The organism is Brevibacillus fluminis (genome assembly GCF_003710825.1).
In the GTDB taxonomy this organism is placed as follows: Bacteria; Bacillota; Bacilli; order Brevibacillales; family Brevibacillaceae; genus Brevibacillus_D; species Brevibacillus_D fluminis.
This window is the reverse complement of record NZ_RHHQ01000005.1, coordinates 134169-157620: the sequence shown is the minus strand read 5'-3', so window position 1 is coordinate 157620 and position 23452 is coordinate 134169. Positions and strand designations below refer to the sequence as shown.

Annotated in this window: 15 protein-coding genes; 4 read left to right on the top strand and 11 right to left on the bottom strand. The window is 50.6% G+C overall.

The annotated features are described in order from the left end of the window. Positions 1 to 31 precede the first annotated feature (31 nt). The 4 genes from EDM56_RS05330 to EDM56_RS05315 form a co-directional block, all read right to left on the bottom strand. Positions 32 to 5995, bottom strand: coding sequence for an S-layer homology domain-containing protein (locus EDM56_RS05330; protein ID WP_122916852.1), 5964 nt, complete (start codon positions 5993 to 5995; stop codon positions 32 to 34). Between the two features lie 208 nt (positions 5996 to 6203). Beyond that, positions 6204 to 7304, bottom strand: coding sequence for a citrate synthase/methylcitrate synthase (locus EDM56_RS05325; RefSeq protein WP_122916851.1), 1101 nt, complete (start codon positions 7302 to 7304; stop codon positions 6204 to 6206). Positions 7305 to 7401: 97 nt separating this feature from the next. Further along, positions 7402 to 8298, bottom strand: a complete 897-nt coding sequence (locus EDM56_RS05320; protein ID WP_122916850.1) for a LysR family transcriptional regulator — start codon at positions 8296 to 8298, stop codon at positions 7402 to 7404. 6 nt (positions 8299 to 8304) lie between these two features. Further along, entirely contained in the window at positions 8305 to 9399 is a 1095-nt protein-coding gene (locus EDM56_RS05315) for an NAD(P)H-dependent flavin oxidoreductase (protein ID WP_246009267.1), read from the bottom strand. A 237-nt stretch (positions 9400 to 9636) separates the two neighbouring features. On the opposite strand from EDM56_RS05315, the gene EDM56_RS32040 reads away from it, so the two are divergent. Beyond that, positions 9637 to 12762 carry a S8 family serine peptidase gene (locus EDM56_RS32040; RefSeq protein ID WP_122916848.1) on the top strand — a complete coding sequence of 1042 codons (3126 nt, stop codon included), beginning with the start codon at positions 9637 to 9639 and terminating at the stop codon, positions 12760 to 12762. A gap of 190 nt (positions 12763 to 12952) precedes the next feature. Here the strand turns inward: EDM56_RS32040 and EDM56_RS05305 are convergent, their stop codons facing one another. The 3 genes from EDM56_RS05305 to EDM56_RS05295 all read right to left on the bottom strand — a co-directional run bounded on the left by EDM56_RS05305 (position 12953) and on the right by EDM56_RS05295 (position 15638). Beyond that, positions 12953 to 13591 carry a PA domain-containing protein gene (locus EDM56_RS05305; RefSeq protein WP_183192305.1) on the bottom strand — a complete coding sequence of 213 codons (639 nt, stop codon included), beginning with the start codon at positions 13589 to 13591 and terminating at the stop codon, positions 12953 to 12955. A 136-nt stretch (positions 13592 to 13727) separates the two neighbouring features. Beyond that, positions 13728 to 14945: an MDR family MFS transporter gene (locus EDM56_RS05300; RefSeq protein ID WP_122916846.1), complete on the bottom strand. Its 1218-nt coding sequence runs from the start codon at positions 14943 to 14945 to the stop codon at positions 13728 to 13730. A 150-nt stretch (positions 14946 to 15095) separates the two neighbouring features. Then, complete coding sequence (locus EDM56_RS05295) at positions 15096 to 15638, bottom strand: NADPH-dependent FMN reductase (protein ID WP_122916845.1); 543 nt, start codon at positions 15636 to 15638, stop codon at positions 15096 to 15098. Positions 15639 to 15816: 178 nt separating this feature from the next. Between EDM56_RS05295 and EDM56_RS05290 the strand changes: the two genes are divergently transcribed. Beyond that, complete coding sequence (locus tag EDM56_RS05290; protein ID WP_183192307.1) at positions 15817 to 16452, top strand: urease accessory protein UreH domain-containing protein; 636 nt, start codon at positions 15817 to 15819, stop codon at positions 16450 to 16452. A gap of 2 nt (positions 16453 to 16454) precedes the next feature. Here EDM56_RS05290 and EDM56_RS05285 read toward each other — a convergent pair whose 3' ends face one another. From EDM56_RS05285 to ytaF, 3 genes are all read right to left on the bottom strand, one after another. Then, positions 16455 to 17357, bottom strand: a complete 903-nt coding sequence (locus EDM56_RS05285; protein WP_122916920.1) for a DMT family transporter — start codon at positions 17355 to 17357, stop codon at positions 16455 to 16457. Between the two features lie 158 nt (positions 17358 to 17515). Next, a complete protein-coding gene (gene trxB / locus EDM56_RS05280) occupies positions 17516 to 18472 on the bottom strand; it encodes a thioredoxin-disulfide reductase (RefSeq protein ID WP_122916843.1) in 957 nt (318 codons plus the stop codon). 34 nt (positions 18473 to 18506) lie between these two features. Then, positions 18507 to 19148, bottom strand: coding sequence for a sporulation membrane protein YtaF (ytaF, locus tag EDM56_RS05275; RefSeq protein WP_122916842.1), 642 nt, complete (start codon positions 19146 to 19148; stop codon positions 18507 to 18509). Positions 19149 to 19315: 167 nt separating this feature from the next. Between ytaF and EDM56_RS05270 the strand changes: the two genes are divergently transcribed. Continuing rightward, positions 19316 to 22054, top strand: a complete 2739-nt coding sequence (locus EDM56_RS05270) for a calcium-translocating P-type ATPase, SERCA-type (RefSeq protein ID WP_122916841.1) — start codon at positions 19316 to 19318, stop codon at positions 22052 to 22054. A 56-nt stretch (positions 22055 to 22110) separates the two neighbouring features. Here the strand turns inward: EDM56_RS05270 and EDM56_RS05265 are convergent, their stop codons facing one another. Beyond that, positions 22111 to 22620, bottom strand: a complete 510-nt coding sequence (locus EDM56_RS05265; RefSeq protein WP_246009266.1) for a C40 family peptidase — start codon at positions 22618 to 22620, stop codon at positions 22111 to 22113. Between the two features lie 130 nt (positions 22621 to 22750). Between EDM56_RS05265 and EDM56_RS05260 the strand changes: the two genes are divergently transcribed. Beyond that, positions 22751 to 23437 carry a response regulator transcription factor gene (locus EDM56_RS05260; RefSeq protein WP_122916840.1) on the top strand — a complete coding sequence of 229 codons (687 nt, stop codon included), beginning with the start codon at positions 22751 to 22753 and terminating at the stop codon, positions 23435 to 23437. Positions 23438 to 23452 lie beyond the last annotated feature (15 nt).

Sequence of the window (23452 nt, the reverse complement as noted above, 5' to 3'; positions counted from 1 at the left end):
GAGAACAATCCTGAAGGGCTGTTTGTACGAGTTATTGCTTCACTTCGCCAACTGCAGGAATCTTTTTAAGATCCGTCATCACGCGCGATATCAAAATAGATGCATCACCGCGGAGCATGCTGGCATTCGGCTCAAAGATGTAACCTTTTTTAGGATCATTAGGATCGATAGGCGAACCCATGATAAATTTCTTCTTGGCGACTGCTAAAACCGCTGGACGCGCATACGGATCGATCTGATTGTAGTCTTTAAACAGCTTGCTCAGATCCTTCGCATTCTTGACCGGGTCGGTTTCCAGCTTCAATTGCAAGGCTCGCGCCAAAATAATAGAAGCATCCTGGCGTGTGATCTTGCTATCCGGTTCGAAGAAGCTCGGCATCGTTCCCCTTACAAGACCCAAGCGCACGGCTGTTTCGATGTAACGATAATCCCACAGCGCATTCGCATCAATCGTTGTCGGCACATCTACAAAGCTGTACGTATCCGGTCTTTCCACAAGCGGAAGTTGTAGAGCCCGTACTACCATTGCGGTGAATTCCGCTCGTGTCGTCGGAACATCGATATCGAATGTGGTGTAGTTACGTGGGCGAATAACCCCTTTGCTATACATTGCCTCAATGCTGTTGCGTGCATAAGGGTGTCTGATTACATCCGTAAAGGAATCATTCAGTTTCGCTACAACATAGTAGCCGAACTTGTCAAACGGAACTTTAATCGTATGCTTTCCAGCATTGACGGTTCCGCCCAAGTTCTCCCAATAGCCATTGTCGGAATCATATCGCATAACGGTGATGTTATTGCCGACTCCGCTCACAATGTTCGGATTGTACGCAATTTCAATCGTTCCCCGCTTACTCGGAACCAAACGACGGTTGAATGGCACGCGGTCAAAAGACGGCAAGTCGCCCAACTGGTGTGGTAAGATCCCCGTATCAACCGGATCATATTGGTCAGTATCTGGATCGTCCGCCAGTCCGGCATCAAGCCAGTAGACTTCACTCGCCTTGATAAAGTGTTTGTCAAATGAGTTGGCAAAATGATATGCCAGCTCGTCAACCAGTTTACCAAAGTTACGCGGCTTTGGATTCAAATAGTCATACCGGTCAACAACACCATCCTGGTTGTTGGCAATCCCAAATAAAATGCTGTGGCCTTTAAACAACTGGGTACGCAGTGATTCTGGGATTTCATAGTCAACCCTGCGCAGGTACGTATCTTTCGGGAATGTCAGCATTACCTTACTGTCAAACACTTTGTGGCTTGGCTTCATTTCCTCCAGGAACTGTGCCCCCGGCATGTTTTCCAGGGCATAGAAAACTTCAAAGGAATCGGTAATCGTATCTTTTCCCCGTGTGATTGTAAAGGTAATCTTGTTCTTTTTATTTGGCTTCAAGTCCTTGACGACTGCACGGAACGCACCTTGATAATCGTTGCCGCTGATTTCCTTGTCGTTGAAGTCAATCTTTTGTGCGTCAACTTTGTTCACAACTACTTTGTCCGCATTCTCCGAATACAGAACGACTTCCAAATAGTTTTGATTAATTGTCGATTGTTGAGGCAGAATCGGACGAACCATTTTGTATGGCAAACCAGAGGTTCCCACTTCCAGTCGGAAAGAACCTACGGATGTAGGGTTATCCTCTCCGTTGTTGTACACGTAGAAGTTATAGACTGCCTTGTTGCCATCAGATGGAAGCCTCTGATTCTTCAGCATGAAGGTAAAGAATTGATCCTCCGGCGTAGAGCCAGCATTATAGACAACCGTCAAATTGTCCGACGGGCTCGAGCCTGAATACGAATTACCATTCGAATCTTTAAACTTGTTCTCTTTGAGATCCCATTCCCATCTCTGATTATTCGGTCCCTTGATCACCAATTTGTAGCGATTGGATGGAAGACTGGAACGTTTTGCGTTAATCGCTGTCGATGAAGAGCCAAGTTTGATGAAACCGAACGAACCGACAATGTTCATTTCTGCTTCCTTGGTAGTATAAACCCCGTTGGAACCTTGGAAACGAGAGTCGCGTTTCGTGTCTGCTTTGTCTGTACCTATCGGATAAATGTCCCCATCCGGACTCTTCGGAATCTCCGGGAAGTTGATGGAGAACAATGTCACGTTGTATTCCTTGGAATATTTGATTCCTTTGACATCATCGATATATTCCAAACGGATCGTGTTTTGGCCATCGTTGAACATGTTGCGGATTTCGTCGCGCTTCGAAGCCATATTGCTCTCGATGGTGCCAGGAGTAGGATCACCATCGTAGAGAACGAATTGGTTCGGCTTGCTGGCATCCGCTGCTTCGATCTGCACAGGGTTGTTATTGATGGTCAGGAAAACTTTCTGAGTTGGCTTAAAGTAATCGTCTTTCGTGATGGGGACGTTGATAATTTCCCCTTGCAGGTCTTGCAATCCATCCTTGACGATTTTATTTGTAATACTCGACAGGTCAGTTGGATCATATTGAATGACCTGACCTTCCGTTATTTTGTTAAAGCGGGCTTGTACGCCGGAAACCACTGTGACGCGTACTGTTTTTGAGATCGTTTTACCGTTCACAACCGTACTGATTGTCAATGTCTGCGTTCCATTGTACGGTAACTGCGTAATCCAGAACCAGATACCACCAGTTCCATTGCTGAGTGGAGCAGTTATCGTAGCTGCACTGGTAGAACCTGAAACAGACTGTGATGTAACCGTAGTAGTTCCGAGTGAATTAGTGAAGTTATTAATATTCAATTTCACCGCGAACGGCATCCGGTTAACCACCACATCGTCAACCAGACTGCGAGATGTTTTACCATCAATCTCGGAATAAGATGTTGTAGGTGATTCCGTGTCGTTATATCTCAAGGAATCGATGTATGGATCTGTCGCATTTTGCAAGGTGTATCCCAAATCTGTCACATCAGTACCTTCATATTGCGGCAATCCATTCATTTGACGTGTCTTTCTTGGATTTAGCGCTTCAAATTGCAGAAACACGGGAGATCCGAAATTAAGCGTATAGCCTTGATTAGGGAAAGCTGTTCCTGAATAACTGAATTCAAAGATGTAATAGGGAGCACTGTCATTGTAGTCGGATGCTTTAGCTCCAGCAACTTTTTTAAGTTGAATGTCATGCTGCCCCATGTTAGTCAATCCACTATCCCGATAAATGACATGAGCAAAATCGGCCGCAATTTTCGCGGGATCTGGGTTGGGTGTTCGTCCGCTTCCATCATAGGTGCCACCAATTCGGACAGTTCCTACATCAGGAACCATCGATGAAATGATCGCCACGTTAGACGATGTCAAGAATTTGTTCAAATAAATCGCAACTGCTTTTTTATTCCCTACCCCGTTATCAAAAGAACGAGTATTCGCCAATTCATCATTTAGATTGTTTATGCTGTCAAACGTGATTTCAATTTGGCGTAGCGAAGCATTATAAAACATCGTGTATCGATCTGACTTGATTGCTCCTGTATCCAAAACGGACAAAGTAATCGCATTTTGTACACTAGCCATGCCGTCAATTTGGGTTTTGTCATATCCTGAATAATTGGACGTCGGAAGTGTCGCATTCGCACTATCCTGGAGCTTGATGATCAGTTTTTCTCCCGCATCGACTCCCCGTGTACTGGTAGCCGTGTCGTTTCCTTGTACGTACGCCTCAGTGATATAGGGGTTACTTGGGTCAAAGGAACCTGCGAGCCGGATGATTTTGGTATATTCATTTTCACCAACGATGATGATGGCTGGCTTTACACTACCGGCCGTTTTACTCGTCAAAGTGATTAGCCGTGTCGTCAAGGGGTTTGCAACTGTATATCTCGCCGTAATGGTGCCATTAGCACTCAGAGCAGTGGCGATTGCGGTAGCAACTTCCTCTTCAGTATCATCTGATGGAGCTATGGTTACATTTACTGCAATTTGATCTGTTAGATCGTCAGAAAAATAAGCAGTATAGTTTCCAGGAGGTGCAGTATGATTTACCGTAATTGTATTTACCTCTGCAACCGCTGTTACACCTGGCGTCGTCTCTGCATTACTGCCTGTAACACCTGTTGTAAGATCAACCGCATTCACAGTGATGATATGTTGTCCATTAGCTTTTCCTGAAATATTCACTACATTACTGCTCACGTTAACATCATAAGTTGCGCTCATGCCCGCAATGGTAAGCAATGCAGTCTTAATACTAGTAGCTATTGCTCCAGTTGTATCCCCAACCGTCACATCAACAGGTACGGTGCTGATAATCGTTCCGTCATTGAATGTCACGTTAATTCGGCCTGTGGCAGTAGCTGGTGAGGTAACCGTTATGTCAAAAGATGCTAGTGTGGAAGCATCACCATTGGCATTTTGCACTTTTGTGAGTGTCACTCCCGTTGCTACCAAAGGCAATACATTAATAGTAGTGTTGACTGCTCCTGCAACATTTTTGGTTATGACAACCTTGTTGGTCGCCGCGCTGGTTGAATAGCTAGGGCTAACTGCCGGATCTGCTCCCAAAGCAACATTAATTTTTGTCGCCACAGTTGCAGCAGAATCCCCTGCTGTAACTGTCACCGGAATCGTCTTGTTAATCGTACCATCATTAAACTGAATACCCATTGTCCCGGTTGAAGAGGCCCCTGCCGTCACCGTAATGGTGTTTACTTCCTTGACCCCAGTAATTCCCGCCACGGTTTCGTTATTCGTGGCAAGAACATCAATCCGTTTATTGATATCGTTTTTAGCCACAACATCCTTTTTTAACACCAATCTACCTACATCATTGAATACCCCGTTTGCTAAATCGTTGGTGCCGATGCTAATCACCAACTCGGAGTTCGGTACATTTACGCCGTTAACTGTACCCGGACGCCATGACGCCGTTGAGTCGCTAATTTTATCGTTGAGTGACAAAGGTCGAGCCATTGAACGGGTCTGGAAATCAAGTAAATCCTTTAACTGGGAGGTACTCATCGAAGATGTTGCTCCCTGAACTTCCCCAGAAAACTTCAGGACAATCTTGTCGCTCGAATCCGGATTAAACGTATTCGTTCCAGAAGCAGATGTATCACTTCCAGCCAAGCGATACGCCGCTTCAATCCGCATCGACTGTGCCGCACTCGTTGAATAATCATTTGGTACAATTACTCTACCTGTAACATCAAAATTTGCAGCCGTGTTATTAGGAACATTATAAATTCCTAGCAAATTCAAATCCTGTGCAGACGCAGCACCCGTATGATTCAACTTTACATCATAAAACGTCACCGCATCATTGTAATAAACGACATCACGAACCAACTCGATCGTCTGCGTATCATTTTTCACCTTGAACTTCAAGGTGTTCTTCCCTTTTTTCAATTTGATCTGATTCAAGATAAAATAGCTCGAACCATCTTCACGCACAGAAGCATTGCGGCTGTTATTATCCCCATACTCAATGATGACTTCCCGTGCATTCGGCGCATTCCCCTCAATGGAGAACAACGCTTGGCTCGGGTTGCTGGCGTATTGGTTGGAAATGACGGTCAGTCCGGTTTCATTGATTTGCTGCTTCGTTCCTGTGCCCAGAAATGCAAGATTGTAAAGGATCGGTGTATCTACGTACTCAATGAGGTGTGGATCGCCGTTAGGCTTCTTGATTACTTCCTGGATAGTAGTTGAACCACGCGTACCAAAGAAGGTAATACGGTTTTTCCCCGCAAAGAGCTCGACAGAAGCCGTCATTTTTTTGCCATCAGATGATACGGATATCCCGAGGGCGCTCTTCTCTTTTGTTTGGAGTACGGTTTTCTCGTCTTGAGACATGCGTTCTACCATATATGTAATACCGGTTGAAGATACTCCATTAAGAGAAGCATTCAATGTAACGCGATTCGAATTGACGGTCGTCGGCAAATCCGTAAATACAAACATCTCGCCGGCTGCCTGTCCGGTTGACGGATAGAATGGCAGCATCGTGACTATCAATGCAAGAATCAAAAACAGATGTAGCATTTTTCTATGAAAATGCATGTCATACTCTCCTTTCTAGAACCAAGATATCATTATGCAAGCTGTGTACCAGCACACCTCCTACCGATCATTCCAGAACAAAATACATATCGTTTAAGTTATCGACATTTTGCGAGGAAATCTTTAACTTTCCGCCCGTTTTTCCAATAAAAAGTTCGTAAAAAAAGAGAGAATAGCTTGAGCCATCCTCTCCGCTTATTTATGACAACTACTCCGGCATAACCCCGGTATAATTCGACTGCGGCCGGATAATCCGGTTATTCGCCGCTTGCTCCAGCACATGTGCGCTCCAGCCTACCACGCGGCTGATCGCAAACGTTGGGGTGAACAAGCTGTCCGGTAGACCTACCGCCCGCATGACGGCAGCAGCGAAAAATTCGACATTGGTGTTAAGCTTGCGGCCCGGTTTGTACTCTTCAAGCAGGCGCAGCGCCACTTGTTCAATATGTGTCGCTAGATCGAACCACGGATCGTCTTTCGACAGCTCGGAGGCGACGACGCGCAGCGCAGCAGCACGCGGGTCGGTCGTTTTGTAGACGCGGTGACCGAAGCCCATCAGGCGCTCACCGTTTTCGAGCGCACGGCGCAGCCAAGGCTCAGCGTTTTCCTTGGTTCCGATCGCTTCCACCATTTCCGTCACTTCCGAAGGTGCTCCACCGTGCAGCGGTCCTTTCAATGCCCCGATAGCGGCCGTGATCGCGGAAATGAGGTCGGAACGTGTCGACGATACGACGCGTGCCGCAAAGGTTGAAGCATTCATGCCGTGCTCCTGGGTCAAAATCAAGTACGCATCTAGCGCACGCACATGCGCATGGCTCGGCTCCTTGCCAGTCAGCATATATAGGTAGTTGGCGGTGTGACGCAGCTCTTTATGCGGCACAAGCGGCTCGCGGCCAGCAAGGCGCGCAGCGCGGTACGCGACGATCGAGGGCATCTTCGCTGTCAGCGAGATCACTTGCTCGATGGTCGGTGGCCAGTCGTTTCCGGTCAAACCGAGCAGTGAGACACCGGAGCGCAGCACGCTCATCATATCGATATCATGCGGAATACAGTCGATGGCTGTCTTAACGTGCGCAGGCAGCTCGCGCTCAGCAATCAGCTTTTCCTCCAGGTCGCGGAGTTGTTCTTTATTTGGTAAGGCGCCGTACCACAATAGGTGCGCCACTTCTTCAAAGGTATGGTGAATAGCCAGGTCGCGGGCCCAATGATTTCGATATACCAAGTGGCCGTTAATGCCATCCACTAGGCTCAAGTCCGTCTCGGCCACGACAATTCCTTCTAGTCCGATTGCAATGATTTGTTCACTCATCGTCCTTCACCCCTTTATCTTTGATTTTAGTATATCAAGTCGAAGGCTAATCGAAAAATAAAATAATGTTCTACAATCGATTACAAATCGTAATCAATTATACAGGCGCAAGCGGCGGATACAACATCTGCAAAATTTCGACAAACCGCTCTGTCGCCACGGGTACCGACTGCTTGGGCAAAACCAGATAGGATGCCGCTTTAGGCAGCTCGATTCCAGGTGTTTCCAACTCGATGAAGCGATTTTCAAACAGCTCGCGTATGATCGCGGAACGTGGGAGAAAAGAGACGCCAAGACCTTCTTCGATAAAGCGTTTGGTAATGTCGACATGTGAAACGACCATCGACCGCAGCGGTATCCCTCGCCTGCGCAAGAGCAAAAGCAGATCGTCCCAATACACGGGGTGATTGTGTGTAAGCAATCGTTTGGTTGAGAGCTCCTGCTCCCAATCCGGAAGCGGTGATTCCATATCTCCTCCATTATGTGGGACAGCGAAAACGACAGGCTCATATTGGATCAAAAATGTATCAAGCTGCAGCTCGCCCGGGATCATCCGGGACAAGCCGAGGTCGGCCTGTCCGGATTGCACCATCGGACCGATTTCGATCGAATCAGCGATTTTGATGGAGATGTCCACATCCGGAAATTGTCTCGTATACCGATGCACCAAATGCGGAAGCGAGGTGCGGGCGATGATCGGCGAGGCGACCAGCTGCAGTGTCTCGCGGTATCCCTGCCGCCAGGAGAGCAAATCGTCGAGTCCGTTATGATACTGCTCCAGCATTCCTTTTGCATGGGGTAAAAAGCGCCTTCCAGCAGGCGTCAGCCGCACATACTTGCCTACGCGCATAAACAGCTGGATGCCAAGTTCGCGCTCCAAAAGGCGGATGTGCTGGCTGACAGTCGGCTGGGCAATGAACAGCGCCTCCGCAGTCTGGTGAAAATTCTCATTCGCTGCCGCCACCACAAACGTTTGCAATATCCGAAAATCGATCGTCCCTCACCTGCCCCTTCTCAGTTGAATCATTCGCTCCCACGCCGCATTGGCCTGATCCATGATGTCGTTTATAATCTCTGCGGCACCTTGCGTCTGGCGCAGCATCGCCACCCCTTGACCTGCCCAAAGCGACATGTACTCCGGTTTGTTCAATCGTGCAGCGGCAGCGCGAATTTCACGCGTCAGCGCATTTTGCACCGGATAGGGCAGCGCTTGCAGTTTCTCCATTTGCGCCGACTCAATTAAACGGTTGTTTAAACCACGGGCAGGTCGCCCGGAAAATGCCCGGGTAACGCGTGTATCGGTCTCCTTGGCATGCAAAAGCATCTCCTGATACGCGGGATGCGCGAGACTTTCCCGGCAAACGAGGAATCTCGTCCCGAGCTGGGCCGCATCTGCCCCGAGCGATAATGCAGCGAGCAGGCCGCGCCCGTCCATGATCCCACCTGCTGCGATGATCGGCATGTCAGGCAGCGAATCAGCGACAAGTGAAACCAACGGCATCGTGCCGATGCATGCCCCATCGCCCTCGTTGCCAGGCTGGAACGTCCCTCTGTGACCACCGGCTTCTCCGCCTTGGGCCACAATCGCGTCCACATTCTCCGCTTGCAGCATGCGCGCTTCTTCCAGTGTCGTCGCCATGCCAATCAGCTTCATCCCCGCTTGCTTCGCCGCTCTTCCGTATTTGCCAGGCGATTGGAATGCGCAGCTAAACACCGGTACCTGCTCTTCCACGATGACAGCAAAGCATTCGTCCAAATCCTCCTTAGATTGGGGAAGCTCTCCATTCCAAGGCGAGAGCCCGACCTCATCGCGCATTTTATTCAACCAGTCTACCAAGTCACCGGAAACTTCCGATGGAACCGTTTCTTCAAAGAGGAGCAGATTGACGCCAAACGGCTTCTTTGTCAGCTGCTTGACCTCCCGGATGGATTGACGCAAAGCATCCGGCTTCACGTATGCCCCAGCCAAAGTTCCGAGCCCGCCCGCTTCCGATACTGCTGCCACCAATTCGGGCGAGGTGATTCCCCCGGCCATCCCTGCTTGAACGATCGGCAGCTTGACCGAGAACACCTCACAAAACCGCGTTGCAAACATTCTGTCCACCTTCCCTTCCTAATTTTAACTATAGTGTTCCACAACGGATGAAGCAATTGGTTGCAGGCTTCTTTCTCCCTTTTTTCGATCAAAAACGATTTTAGTTGCAAAATTTTTTTTTGAAAAAAAGGATTTTGACTCCTTTTGTTAAAATTATCTAAAATTGCAGATCATTCGACGAATTCAATGAGTTGCAATTGAACATGCTTGCAAAAAAATCTTCAGGGGGGAAACGCTTTGAAAAAAACAATCAAAACAATTGCTGCAGCAGCACTCTCTTCAGGATTGCTACTCAGCGGAGTGCCGTACAACGTGTACGCATCAGAACAAGCAGCCGCAAGTGATCTGGCGAAAGTAAATGAGATCACCAAAGCACAAGCTGACATCAGCTCCAAGGTAAGCCGCTATTCCGAAAGCTTGGATACCGAGAGCGACGATACGGTCAGTGTCATCGTGCAATTGGAAACGGACCCAGTTGCCGTAGCGAAAAGCACCTCTGGCAAGAAAAGCTTCTCCGAGCGGGCAGTCGAATCCCAGCTCAAAAAAGAGCAATCATCCGTTATCAAGGCTGCCAAGAAGCTCGGGGTGAAACTCGATGTTGAACAGCAATATTCCTATGTATTCAACGGCTTCGCGGTAAACCTTGCTGCAAGCGATATTCCAGATCTGGCGAAAGTACCAGGCGTAAAATATATTTTCTCCAACAATCATTACTACTCGATTCCTGAAGTCGAAAATGTTGATGAGCTGCCAGGCGGCAAATACGATGTAAACCCACTTGCCCAAATCGGCGTACCTGAAATGTGGGCTTCCGGCTTGACGGGCAAAGGGCTGAAAGTCGGCGTGATCGATACCGGTGTCGACTATAACCACCCGGATTTGAAAGATGCTTTCAAAGGCGGATACGATTCGTTCGACAATGACAAAGATCCGTACGAGCAAGCACCGATTTCGCCTGAGGACGATCGCCTGCACCAAGGCTACGAAGGCTCTTCCCACGGCACGCACGTGTCCGGAACAATTGTAGGTCGCGCTTCCAACCCAACGTCCGACGTGCAAGTTCGCGGTATTGCTTACGAGGCTGACCTGTATGTATATCGCGTGCTCGGTCGTGGCGGCGGAAGCTCCGCGCAAGTAATCGACGGTATCGAAAAAGCGGTTCGCGATCATATGGACGTCATCAACTTGTCCCTCGGTTCCGATCTGGAGAAAAACTCCGATTCTGCCGACTCCATCGCGGTTAACAACGCGATGCTCGCAGGCACCATCACCGTTATCGCTAACGGTAACGCCGCTCGCGACAAAGAAGGACAGTTCTATTACACAGCTGGTTCGCCGGCAGGTGCTCTGCTCCCAATTACCGTAGGGGCTGTTTCCTCCCCTTCGACACAATTTGATTCAACCGCCACCTCTTCTTTGGGACAAACATACTCGCTCCCGCTGATGAGCTGGAAAACCTTGCAGGAAGATTTCGCTTCCATTATCGGGACTGCGCCAGTGCCTGTGGTTTATGCAAACCTCGGTTCTGTAAGCGACTTCTCCACAGTAGACGTGAAAGGCAAGATCGCGCTCATTTCCCGCGGTACGCTCGCTTTCGTCGATAAAATCAAAAATGCAAAAGATGCAGGTGCCATCGCCGTCATCATTTACAATGGCAACGACAAAGATGGAGACGGTCTAGCTGATGAGACAGTTCCTGGACGCGAAGGCTATTGCACGTTCCTCGGCGACGCACTCGATGCGATCCCTACTTTCAATATGAAGGGAACCGATGGATGGGCACTGGCAAAAGAGCTGCGCGCCAATCCGGAAAAAGCGAAATCGCTCACCTTCACATTCGGTAAGGACTATCCGAAAACCCTTGACGAAGGCGACAAGATGGCCGACTTCAGTTCGCGCGGCCCGGCTTTTGACGGAAATTACAGCATCAAGCCTGACGTGTCCGCACCTGGCGTTTCGATCCTTTCCAGCGTTCCTGCGTGGAGCAAGCTGATCGACGGCGCTACGTATGAACAAGCTTACGGCCGCAAAAACGGTACGAGCATGGCAACGCCGCATATCGCCGGTCTCTCCTTGCTGCTGAAGGAAGCGCATCCGAATTGGACGCCATTTGATGTGAAAGCCGCTTTGGCCAATACGTCCGTACGCATCTCGGATGAAGAAAACACCGAGTACGACGTGTACTCCCAAGGTGCTGGACGCGTAGACGGCGCAGCTGCGATGAAAACGCCGGCTGTTCTGCAAACGGTGGAAAAAATCAAGATTCTCGACAAGGACCTTACGCAAAAACCGGTTACCAACTACGGTGACAACTACAGCTTCGGCTTGATGAAAGCAGGCAGCAACGAAAAAACCGTAACGCTGCAGCTGAAAAACACATCCAAGAACGAGGTTTCCTACAAAGCTGAAGTCATTATGCATGACAGCGTAACGACCGATCCGTACGACCCAAAAGAAACGCCGGATACGGACAACATCAACGTAGACCTGTCCGAATCCACGATCTCCGCTGACGGCGGCGACGCAACACAATTCGAGCTGTCCTTGACGCCTTCCAAAGACGCAAAAGACGGCGTGTACGAAGGGGAAGTCCTGCTGAAGAGCGAGGACGGCAATCCAGACCTGCATCTGCCATTCGTCGTGCATGTTGGTGAGAAACGCGAAGATACCAAATTCGGTTTCGATCAGTTCAAACTGACCAACACGCTCATTTCGCCAAATAAAGATGGCTATCACGACACGACAGAAGCAACTGCTCTCGTGCAGGCATCGGATATCAATGTGCTGAACCTGGAAGCTTGGTCGCTTGACGATACGTATATCGGTACGCTCGCTTCCTTGGTGAATACAGATGACAAAGGTAAGCCTACCTATGCACCGTTCACTCCTGGTCTGGTTCGCTTCTCCAACCTCGATGGAACGTATGTAAACGGAAATCTGGAAAGAAAAGCGCTTGATCCAGGCACGTACAAACTGCGCCTCGTCGGCCAAGTGGTTGATCCAAGCAAAGATGCTGGCGATAACATCGTGAACGAATATGAAGTATGGAACACATTCGGCATTTCCGAGGCGCCTGAACGCGCTCTGCTAGAAAAAGCCGTGAACAAAGCAGCCGCTAGCTTCAAAGCAAAAGTCGTGAACACGACTGAAGTGGACAAAGCTGTTCTCGAACTGCCTGCTGATAACGATGACGTCACGTATGCGGTAACACGCAGCAGCAACACTCAGCTGATCGATAAAAATGGGGTACTGAAAGAAGTGCCGAAGGAAAGCACAAATGTAACGCTTACCGTTACGATCGCATCCGCTGTAGATGAATCCGTGACCAAGTCCGTACGCGTGAAAGTAACGCTGGAACCGTAAAACCCAAACAGGGCTGCGCCAACTTTGGCGTAGCCCTGTTTCATATGAGCACAGCAAAAAGCAGACCTTGGCTAGAGTAGGCGGCTCCCTCTCACCAGCGTCTGCTTTGTCGATTTATTTTTGAAAACGCGCACGACTCCCCTTCTTTCTCTTTCCCTGCATCATTTGCACACCGATTCTCTGTCTTTTCTCACGTTGAAAAAGACAATGCCGACAGCTGCATGTCTGTATACGGAGAATCGTGCGACCTTCCCGATGAGCGGATTCGTTTAATGAAGGCATACGCTCGCTTGTTTTTCAAAAAGCTTTCGATGCGGCGTAGCTCCAACTTTGGCGATATTTCTTTTTGCTGAGGTGTGCTGTGTGATGCGGCATGGATCTGCGCATCCGCGATTTCATCTGAAATAACTGGAACAGCGAATAGAAGCAAGCCATCGCTTTCTTTTCCTTTGGCGCGCTCATTCATCCCAGTTTCTTTCGCCTGGCATAGCGAGTAAGCGAGTAACATAACCAGGGCCACTGCCCCTGCGGCAATCGCATTCTTGATCTGTTCACCAACAGAAATCAGTCCACGTGTTACGACTGCGACTTTACCCGCAACATCCGTATGCACGAAGTCTTCCTCAGTACCAAAGCTGGCAAAAACCCCTTTTGCGCCTTTTAGGCCGGTCACGCGTGCAACATCTTCATTGATGTTGGTAATCGCTTTTTTGGATTTCTGCGGCTTCAACGTGTCCAATCCATTTGCGGATACAGCGTTGAAGGGGACTTTGCCAAAAACCAAAACAGAAGAAAAAGTGACGGAAACAGCTTTACGGAATGTTCTCATTGAAATCATCCTCCAATACGTTTTTGTTTTTTGATTCACGCGTTTCCAAAATTTGTATTGGGTAAATTTATTCTGGAACCCTCTGCTGTTTCCTTCCTTTTCCGGCTGAGAATCGTTAGACAAAAACCTGCTTCCTTCAACCCGCTACTTCGGTTTTTGCCGATTTGGCGAGAATACTGCGCAGCAACGCGTACTGTGCGACACCAGCTACCAATAACAGCGCGCTGAACACTGAAAATGCGAATTGGCCGCCATAATGCGTAAACAGAAGCCCGCCCATTGATGGCCCGATGGCTCGTGCGATTTGCCAGCTCATGCCGTAGATCGAGAAATAGCGCCCCCTCATCTCTTGCGGCGCCATGCTGGAAACGACCTTTTGCATGTGGGGGCCAACCAGCATTTCAGCTAAGGTGAACAGAAGCTCGACCGCTACCAGCAGGCCGAAAAACGGGGCGAAGCCGTATCCTACCGCAACGACCGCCAAAAGCATGTAAGAAATCAAAATGATTTTCATGGATGAGGCGTTTTGCGTCCAGCGGACAATCCACATCTGGAACAGAATCACGCTTGTACCGTTAATCGACATCAGCGTGGCAAAGATCGTTTGATAATCTGCCGTCTGGTTGCGCAGATGCAAAGGAAACACCGATTCCATTTGGGCGTACAGCAGGCTGATTGGCACAGCCAGCACCGTAAACCAGAGAAGTGGACGATGCTCGGACAGCACGAGCTTTGACGGCTTTGCCTGATTGCCCGTCGCCTGATCGGCCACGACCGGCAACGTCTCCGGCACATTGCGCCACAAAATGATGGCATAGGCGAGAAAGGCAGCTGACGCGATACCGAACACGAGCGTCGGATTTTGTTTGAACACAAGCATGCCCAGCATCGGCCCTACAGCGGAGCCCACATTCAATGCTGTATGCAAGAGCGCGAACACTTCCGCGCGCTTCTCTTCCGGAACCACATCGGTCACTTGTGCATTGGCTGCAGGGAAAAAGAGCGACATGCCCAATCCATTCATGATCGCCAAAGCGGCGAACTGCCATACCGATTCGGCAAAGCCCATTCCTGCCATCGAAAGTGCCTGAATGATTAGTGCAGCCATCATCAGCGGCTTTCGCCCAAACCGATCAGTCCAGCCACCTCCCCACCAACCTACCAGCATCCCGATTAACGGCTGCAGACCGATGACAATCATCGGTAGCAAAACGGATCCTCCGAGCTTGTCGTACAGATACAGGACCAGAAACGGGCGCAGCATGAAGCCTGTAACAGAAGTGAGGACGACGCCTGTAAAACGTACCCAGATTACCGTATCATAACGCTTGATTATTGCTGTAAGTTGATTCATGTTGGCTCACCCCCCTCAGAAAAATTTTTTTGATTGCTTGCTTATTGTAGCAAAGGTCGCAATTTTGCGCCTCTTTCTTTTTGAAGTTGGCGTCAGAAAAAGAAGGAGGAGAACCTGCGATCAGGTCCCTCCTCCTTCTAGTCGACATCTTTATGCTTTTCCGTTGGCAAGACGCTGCGTAAGCGCCACAAGCTCATCCACGATCAGTGACAAGCGCTCTTTCGCCTCGTAGCTCACCAGCTCGTTTTTTCCGTCAAAATGGTCAGGATCCGCAACGAATTGCCCAGGCAGCGTTAAGCCATACACACCGCGAACAACGGTGCGCAGGTTGTTGAGTGCATTGATTCCTCCTTTGCCTCCACCCGCAACCGCTGAGAGCGTTGCCGGCTTTTGCCGGAAATGTCGAGACCCGAGAAAGTCCAATGCGTTTTTCAACGCGCCGCTCATGCCCGAATGATATTCCGGCGTGCAGATGAAAAAGCCATCCGCCTGTTCCGCTTGGACACGCAAGCGCTTCACCTCAGGCAGCTCGTTTTGCTCATCATCGCCGTTGTAGATTGGCAAAAGATGCTGGCCCGCATCGAATTTCAGAACCTCTACTCCTTTTTCATGCAACGCTTTCTCGATCCATCTGATCAATCCGCGTGTATTGGAATACTTTGTCGCACTGCCGCACATCACCATGATTTTCATCCGAAATCCTCCTTCGCACTGCTTGATGCATATATGGAAATTATACCACAATTTATCATATATTAAAAACCAAAATGTTTATTAAATGCATAGTGAAAAACCAATCCCCTGTCACAGACCGTATGCTATCATAAAGAATGCGATTTTTTTAAAGGAGGACATTGGTTTGGAGTTGTCTATGATTTTGTGGGCTGGTTTTCTCCTCGGCATCAAGCACGCCATCGAACCTGACCATGTGATCGCGGTCTCCACGATCGCAAGCCGCAGCAAAAGCTTATTCCGCTCTTCGCTCGCAGGGGTTTTTTGGGGGATTGGACATACGGCCACCTTGGTGGTCGTCGGACTCATCCTTATTCTATTGAAGGGAAACATTCCGGAAAAGTGGGCCCTGTCGTTGGAATTTACCGTTGGTATCATGCTGGTTTATCTTGGGCTTACCAATATCGGAAAGGCTGCACGAGCGGTGCAAAGTAAGCATGTCCATGAACAAAAAGAAATGCCCTATGTAAAATCCGTCTTGATCGGACTCGTCCATGGGCTAGCTGGCAGCGCGGCGATGGTTCTTCTCACCATGTCAACCGTATCGACGGTGTGGGAAGGCGCGCTGTACATTTTGATTTTTGGTTTGGGAACCGTCTTGGGAATGCTCCTGTTTACAACTGTGATCGGCCTCCCTTTTGTGCTGACTTTGGAAAAGCTATCGGTCAACCGGGCCTTGAGTATACTAACCGGCGCGATCAGCACTGCGTTCGGCTTTTTCTACATGTACAATCTCGGCATTACGGAAGGTTTGTTTCGGCTGTGGTTGAACTAGCATCAAGCTGATTTTTCTTGGGTGACGCGCCGGCGGACGGATGTTTTCCGGCCTTTGGCCACAGTCAAAACGATGCCAAGGGCGAGGACGACAGTCGTCATCGTTATCGTTTCCCCTAGCAAGAGCCCGGCCCATATGATCGATAAAAATGGCTGTACATATTGGATTTGGCTGACTCTGGCTACGCCACCGAGTTCCATGCCGCGGTACCACCACAGGAACCCGACAAATTGGCTGATAACGCTGACATACCCAAAGCTAAGCCAGCCCGCCAGCGGCACCTGCAACAGTTCGTCGGAAAAAGCAAACGCGACTGGGATCAGCAGGAACGGCATGATCAAGACAAGCGCCCAGCTGATGACTTGCCAGCTGCCCATTTCAGCGGACAGCTTGCCTCCTTCGGCATATCCGACCGCAGCCAAAAGCACAGCCCCGATCAAGGCGAGATCCGCCCAGTGCAAACCGTTGATCCCGTTGAGAAACGTAAAGCACAGGACGATCAAGCTCCCTGCGATGCTGGCGAGCCAGTAGCCAAGCGACGGTCTTTCCCCGACGCGAAAAACAGCGACTCCCGCAGTGGCGAGGGGAAGCAGCGCTATGACGACAGCCCCGTGATTGGCTGGTAGCTGGTTCATTGCCCATGAGGTGAGCAGCGGAAAGCCGATGACTACACCGATCGCAACGATTGCCAAGCTTTTCAGCTGCGCTTTTGTCGGGAACCGCTCCCTCTTGATCATCAGCACGATTCCTGCCAAAATGCCTGCGATTACCGCCCGCCCCAATCCCACGAATGTCGGATTCATGGTTTCTACCGCGATCCGCGTCATCGGCAATGTAAAGCTAAATGCCAATACGCCGAAAAATCCATAGAGTAGTCCAGCTGATTCCCGCTTTGCTTCATCCATAAACAAAACCCCTTTCAACAGCACCTTTGCTTCGGATGGAGGTTTTGTTACATGCAAAAACCTCCCTTTCCATCCATTATAGAAAGGGAGGTTTTTTTCACCTCAGCCAATTGGCGGTTAGTTTAGCCAGCCAATATATTTTCTATTTTGATCGGCATTCAGCCTTTTGCCGTTGCCAATCCCCAATCGAGCATCGCATTCCCTTCCAGGAAGCGTTCGCAATCAAGCGCCGCCATGCATCCTGACCCTGCCGCTGTGATGGCCTGCCGATATTTGTGATCCTGCACATCACCGCACGCAAATACACCTTCGACTGATGTCATCGTCGAGCCCGGTGTGACTTTGATATAGCCTTGTTCGTCCGTCTCAAGCTGTCCGCCAAGAAACGCTGTATTGGGTCGGTGACCGATGGCGACGAAAATACCGTCCGTCTCCATCACTTCTTCGGTGCCCGTTTCGTTGTTCTTCACCTTAAGCGCCGTCACGCCTTTTTCGCCTGCAACTACTTCCACGGGCGCGCGGTTTAAGCCCCAGCTGATTTTCGGATTTTCGCGGCAGCGCTCCTGCATGATTTTGGAGGCTCGCAGCTCGGTGCGGCGGTGGACCAGCTTGACCTCGGAGGCGAATTTGGTGAGGAAATTGGCTTCCTCCATCGCCGAGTCCCCGCCCCCTACCACAATGATTTTTTTGCCGCGGAAAAAGAAGCCGTCACAGGTCGCGCAGGTACTCACCCCGCGCCCGATGTTCTCCTTCTCGCCTGGTATCTCCAAAAGCTTGGCCGATGCGCCAGTGGAGAGAATCAGGGCTTCCGCCTGAATCTCTGCCGCTCCTTCCACCTTTATCGTAAAGGGGCGTTTCGATAAATCGACCTCTGTCACCCAGCCGGTCTGAAATTCGGCGCCAAACCGTTCGGCCTGCTTGCGCATGTTGGCCATCAGCTCCGGCCCCATGATCCCTTCGGGAAATCCGGGGAAATTCTCTACTTCTGTCGTCAGCGTCAATTGTCCCCCCGGTTCTGTCCCCTCGATGACCAGCGGCTTCATTTCAGCCCGGGCCAAATAAATGGCTGCCGTCAAACCGGCAGGTCCCGTCCCCAATACGACTACTTTGTGCATAGTATCCTCCTTTGCTATGTAGTAGCAGTGTGTTTTACATCATGCACTTCATCAAGCCAATGCTGATCAGCAAAAGCGGCGGCAACCACGTCAACCGCATCGCCCAGCCCAATCCCTGCACTCGTCTTCCGGCTGCGATCCCGATTGCCAGTATCGCCGCACTGGAAAATGCGACGCAAAACGCAACGATCAGCGGATGGTAGCCTAATAGCGACAAGCTGATCCCCGCTCCAAATGCATCAAGCGACAGCGCCATCCCCAGCATGACGGCTTCCCAACCACGAATATCGCCCGAACGGTCCGCATCGGCCCGCTCCGGATCACGCAAAATCTGAATGATCAGGCCAAACATGCGAATTTGGCGAATCGGCCCTTCCTGAATCTCCGGCTCTTTTTCTTCCTCTTCCTTACCTCGCCAGATTTTCCACAGCGTCAACAATCCAATTATGATTAGCACCGCTGCCCCTATCAGTTTGCTCATCTCGGGACTCAACCATTGGGTCAGAGTACTCCCAAAAAGCATGACCGTGTAAACCACCGAGAATGAACAAAACGCGATCACCAACAGCGACGCGAAAGGAATCCGCATTTTGCGAAGCCCATAGGTTATTCCCACTCCCAGCCCATCCAAACTGATCGCGATGGAGACCAGGATCAGCGACAACAATCCACTCATGCCAAATCACCTCTAAGCTGACGTCGCTTTAGCGTATGCATCGGACAACAGAAGTGATTCCGCCTAGCCCAAGCAATCGACGAAATTCGGCTTGGCCTTCTAGCGGACTGCTCGTCTGCATACACATGAAACATGAGATGAAATGTTGGAGGAGATCGCCCGTGTCCATGCACTCTACCCGCCAATGGCCCAAGCTGGCCGCGATGGAGACCGCTGCGCTTCTAGGCAGCGATCCCGCACAGGGTCTAACCCACAGGGAAGCGGAAAGCCGGATGAAAAAATACGGCCCCAATCAGTTGAAGGAAGCTAAGCAAGCCTCTCTGCTCTTAGTATTCCTCTCCCAATTTAAAGATATGATGGTCGGAATCTTGATTGTCGCCACGATTATCTCCTTTTTCCTCGGAGAATATCTCGATGCGATCGCGATTCTCGCCATTATGTTTTTGAATGGTATTCTCGGCTTCATCCAGGAAGTCCGCGCCGAACGCTCCCTGCAAGCACTGAAAAGTCTCGCTTCCCCGATGACAAAAGTCGTTCGCGAAGGCAAGCAGCAAATCATCCCCGCTTCCCAGCTTGTTCCCGGTGACCTTGTTTTGATCGAAGCGGGAGACCGTGTGCCCGCAGATCTTCGCTTGATCCAGGCCAATCGGCTGGAAGTGGAAGAGTCGGCACTAACGGGCGAATCTGTCCCCGTAAGCAAAACTGACAAAAGCCTCGTGACCGCAGCCTCTGCCGATCAAATCCCGCTCGGCGACCAACACAATATGGCCTTTATGGGGACACTCGTGTCAGGCGGCACCGGCAAAGGCGTAGTTGTGAAAACAGGGATGATTACGGAGATCGGCAAAATCGCCCACTTGATCAATGAAGCGGAGCAAAGTACAACTCCGCTGCAACATCGCCTGGAGCAAATGGGAAAAATCTTGATCGTAGTCGCTGTCTGCCTGACCGCCGTCGTGATATGGGCAGGCGTGATGCACGGCCACGATCTCATGACGATGTTCCTCGCAGGTGTCAGTCTGGCTGTCGCGGCCATCCCTGAGGGTCTGCCCGCGATCGTGACTATCGCCTTGGCGCTCGGCGTCCAGCGGATGATCAGGCGAAACGCGCTCGTGCGCAAACTGCCGTCTGTCGAGACATTGGGCTGCGCCTCCGTGATCTGCTCCGATAAAACGGGGACGTTGACCCAAAACAAAATGACGGTCACCCAAGCAAGCATCGGCGGGGTCCGCTATGATGTGACCGGCAACGGCTACGACCCAACCGGACAGATCCTAGTGGAGAACAAACCGGTCGATCCAAGCAAAAATGAATCGCTCCGCCTGCTTCTGCATATCGCCGAGCGCTGCAACAATGCCCAGCTCGTGCGCGAAGAGCAAAAGCAGCGGAAATTGCTGGTGCTCGCCTCTTTCCAAGAGAGCTGGAGCATTATAGGGGACCCCACGGAAGGTGCGCTGCTTGTGCTGGCAGCAAAAGGTTTCGCAGGGATGAAACGGCCGCAGGCCGGACAGGCAGCCCGAATCGATGAACTCCCCTTCGATTCAGACCGCAAAATGATGTCCGTGGTCGATTGCACACCGGATAAAAAGCTGACGCTCTACACGAAAGGCGCGACAGAAGCGCTGCTTGCGCGTTGCTCCAAAATTCATTGGAGAGGCGAGGTACAGCCGCTGACGTCCCAGCTTCGCGAGCAAGTGCTGTTCCATGCCGAGCAAATGGCCAAGCAGGCGCTGCGGGTACTCGGTTTTGCCTACAAACCGCTGATTGGCTACAAGCCGGGAATGGCCGCGCTTCAGTTGGAAAACGACCTGGTTTTTGTCGGAATGGCCGGCATGATCGATCCACCGCGAGCAGAAGTAAAAGATGCTATTTACCAATGCCGTCAAGCCGGGATCAAAACCGTGATGATTACCGGAGACCACAAGATTACTGCCGAGGCTATCGGCAGACAGATCGGGCTTTTGACACACGAAGGTGGCGTGCTGGAGGGCCGCGACCTGTCGCAAATGAGCGACGAAGAGCTTTGCCGTTCGGTGGAAAAAGCATCGGTGTATGCACGCGTCTCCCCCGAGCACAAGCTGCGCATCGTCCGAGCCATGCAGCAAAACGGTCATGTCGTCGCCATGACCGGCGACGGCGTCAATGATGCACCTGCCATCAAGCTGGCTGACATCGGAATCGCCATGGGTATTACCGGAACTGATGTCACCAAGGAAGCGTCCGACTTGGTTTTGCGCGACGACAACTTCTCGACGATCGTCTCCGCTGTGGAAGAAGGGCGCAACATTTACGACAACATCCGGAAATTCATTCGTTACCTGCTCGCGTCCAATGTCGGAGAAATTCTCGTGATGTTTTTCGCCATGATGATGGGCTTGCCGCTGCCGCTTGTCCCCATCCAGATTCTCTGGGTGAACCTGGTGACGGACGGATTGCCCGCGATGGCCCTTGGTGTGGACACAGCCGAATCGAACATCATGGAGCAAAATCCGCGCAAGAAAACCGAAAACATTTTCGGCCGCGGGCTCGGTTGGAAAATCATCAGCCGCGGTTTTTTGATCGGTGCCATGACGCTCGCCGCCTTTTGGCTGACATTGCGTGAAAATCCCGACGATTTGGTGCACGCCCAAACCGTTTCCTTCGCCACACTTGTTTTGGCGCAGCTGATCCATGTTTTCGATTGCCGCAGCGAACGATCTGTCTTCCACCGCAATCCCTTTGGCAACATGTATCTCATCTGGGCCGTGCTCTCCTCCCTCGTGCTCATGATCGGCGTGATCTACTTGAAACCGATGCAGGAGATTTTCACCACAACCGGCTTGTCGTTCCGCGATTGGGCCTTGGTCTTTGTCGCTGCCGGGGTTCCGACCTTTGTCGCCGGCATCGGCGGCGCGTTAAAAAAATAGGACAAAAAAACCGCTGGTGCGTCGAACGCTACCCGCGGTTTTTATGTATTCGCGTATTACAATACGCGAACTGCTGTGACGTAATGATCTTTCCACCATCCGCTTGCCATGTTGCTGTAGCGGACGCCTCCTGCCCCATACGTATGCAGCACTTTTCCGTTACCTGCATAAATACCGACATGACCGATGCGGTTGATAGAACCTTTTGCATATTTCATCGTCGCTTTGGTTGAAAAGAATACAATGTCACCTTTTTTCAGCTCGCTGTATTTGACAACCTTGCCCTTTTGCTTACCGATTGTATATTGGGAACGTGCCCCACCTTTTCCCATGTTGATATGGGCGCCCTCTTTCATCGCCCACATGACAAACTCGGAGCAATCCATCGTTGATTTCGTTGAACGGCTAGATCCCCATACATAAGGAGTACCCATATATTTGGCTCCTGCTTTGATCACGTTGCTGGCCGTAGTGCTGGAATAGGCATATGCTTGTCCACCAGTCAAAAGAGAACTACACACAAGAACAGCCATAGCTGCGCTCATCATCCAGTTCCGCTTATTCATGTTTCTCATCCTCCTTAGATGTTGGTGTCTTGCGGTATAAATGACATGTTACAGCCGAAAACTAAGATTTAGACGAGAATTTCATGAGAATTTGATGAGAATTTACAGCTGATGGATGAGGTGTAAGGAGATGACATCGCTTGAAGGAAAAGGTCGCATATTGCTTGTGGAGGACGAGCAAAACTTTGCTCGTTACTTGCAACTCGAATTAGTAAACGAGGGATATGAAATCGACCTGGAGCACAACGGCACTACTGGCTTGCAGCAGGCACTCGATCAGCCGTACGATCTGATCCTGCTAGATGTGATGCTTCCCGGCCTATCCGGCACGGAAGTTTGTCGCCGCATCCGCGAGGTCAAGGATGTCCCGATCATCATGATTTCGGCGCGGAGCGAGGTGCCGGACAAAGTAGCCGGACTGGACAGCGGAGCGAATGATTATTTGACCAAGCCTTTTGCCATCGAGGAATTGTTTGCCCGCATTCGTGTCAATTTGCGCAAGCCCCAATCTGAGGAAGTGGAATTAATCACGATGGATACGTTGACAATCGAGCCTCATTCCCGTCGTGTTTTCCGCGACGAAGAAGAGGTGTCCCTTACTCCCCGGGAGTTCGAGCTTCTGATCTATTTGGCCACGCACCCTGGACAAGCCTTGTCCCGCGAGCAGCTACTTTCTGCCGTATGGGGGTTTGATTTCATGGGAAACACCAACGTGGTCGACGTCTACATTCGCTATTTGCGCAACAAGGTCGACTCCGATCACCCGGTCAAGCTCATCCATACCATCCGCGGTGTAGGCTATACGATGCGGGTGTAATGCAAACCAAGAAAG

Excerpts from the sequence above, each read along its gene's own strand:
- EDM56_RS05325 (WP_122916851.1), bottom strand. The coding sequence starts at position 7,304 with ATGAGTGAACAAATCATTGCAATCGGACTAGAAGGAATTGTCGTGGCC.
- EDM56_RS05265 (WP_246009266.1), bottom strand. The coding sequence starts at position 22,620 with ATGAATAAGCGGAACTGGATGATGAGCGCAGCTATGGCTGTTCTTGTG.
- EDM56_RS05295 (WP_122916845.1), bottom strand. The coding sequence starts at position 15,638 with ATGAAAATCATGGTGATGTGCGGCAGTGCGACAAAGTATTCCAATACA.
- EDM56_RS05305 (WP_183192305.1), bottom strand. The coding sequence starts at position 13,591 with ATGAGAACATTCCGTAAAGCTGTTTCCGTCACTTTTTCTTCTGTTTTG.
- EDM56_RS05270 (WP_122916841.1), top strand. The coding sequence starts at position 19,316 with ATGCACTCTACCCGCCAATGGCCCAAGCTGGCCGCGATGGAGACCGCT.
- EDM56_RS05260 (WP_122916840.1), top strand. The coding sequence starts at position 22,751 with ATGACATCGCTTGAAGGAAAAGGTCGCATATTGCTTGTGGAGGACGAG.
- EDM56_RS05330 (WP_122916852.1), bottom strand. The coding sequence starts at position 5,995 with ATGCATTTTCATAGAAAAATGCTACATCTGTTTTTGATTCTTGCATTG.
- EDM56_RS05290 (WP_183192307.1), top strand. The coding sequence starts at position 15,817 with ATGATTTTGTGGGCTGGTTTTCTCCTCGGCATCAAGCACGCCATCGAA.
- EDM56_RS05300 (WP_122916846.1), bottom strand. The coding sequence starts at position 14,945 with ATGAATCAACTTACAGCAATAATCAAGCGTTATGATACGGTAATCTGG.
- trxB (WP_122916843.1), bottom strand. The coding sequence starts at position 18,472 with ATGCACAAAGTAGTCGTATTGGGGACGGGACCTGCCGGTTTGACGGCA.
- EDM56_RS05315 (WP_246009267.1), bottom strand. The coding sequence starts at position 9,399 with ATGTTTGCAACGCGGTTTTGTGAGGTGTTCTCGGTCAAGCTGCCGATC.
- ytaF (WP_122916842.1), bottom strand. The coding sequence starts at position 19,148 with ATGAGTGGATTGTTGTCGCTGATCCTGGTCTCCATCGCGATCAGTTTG.
- EDM56_RS05285 (WP_122916920.1), bottom strand. The coding sequence starts at position 17,357 with ATGGATGAAGCAAAGCGGGAATCAGCTGGACTACTCTATGGATTTTTC.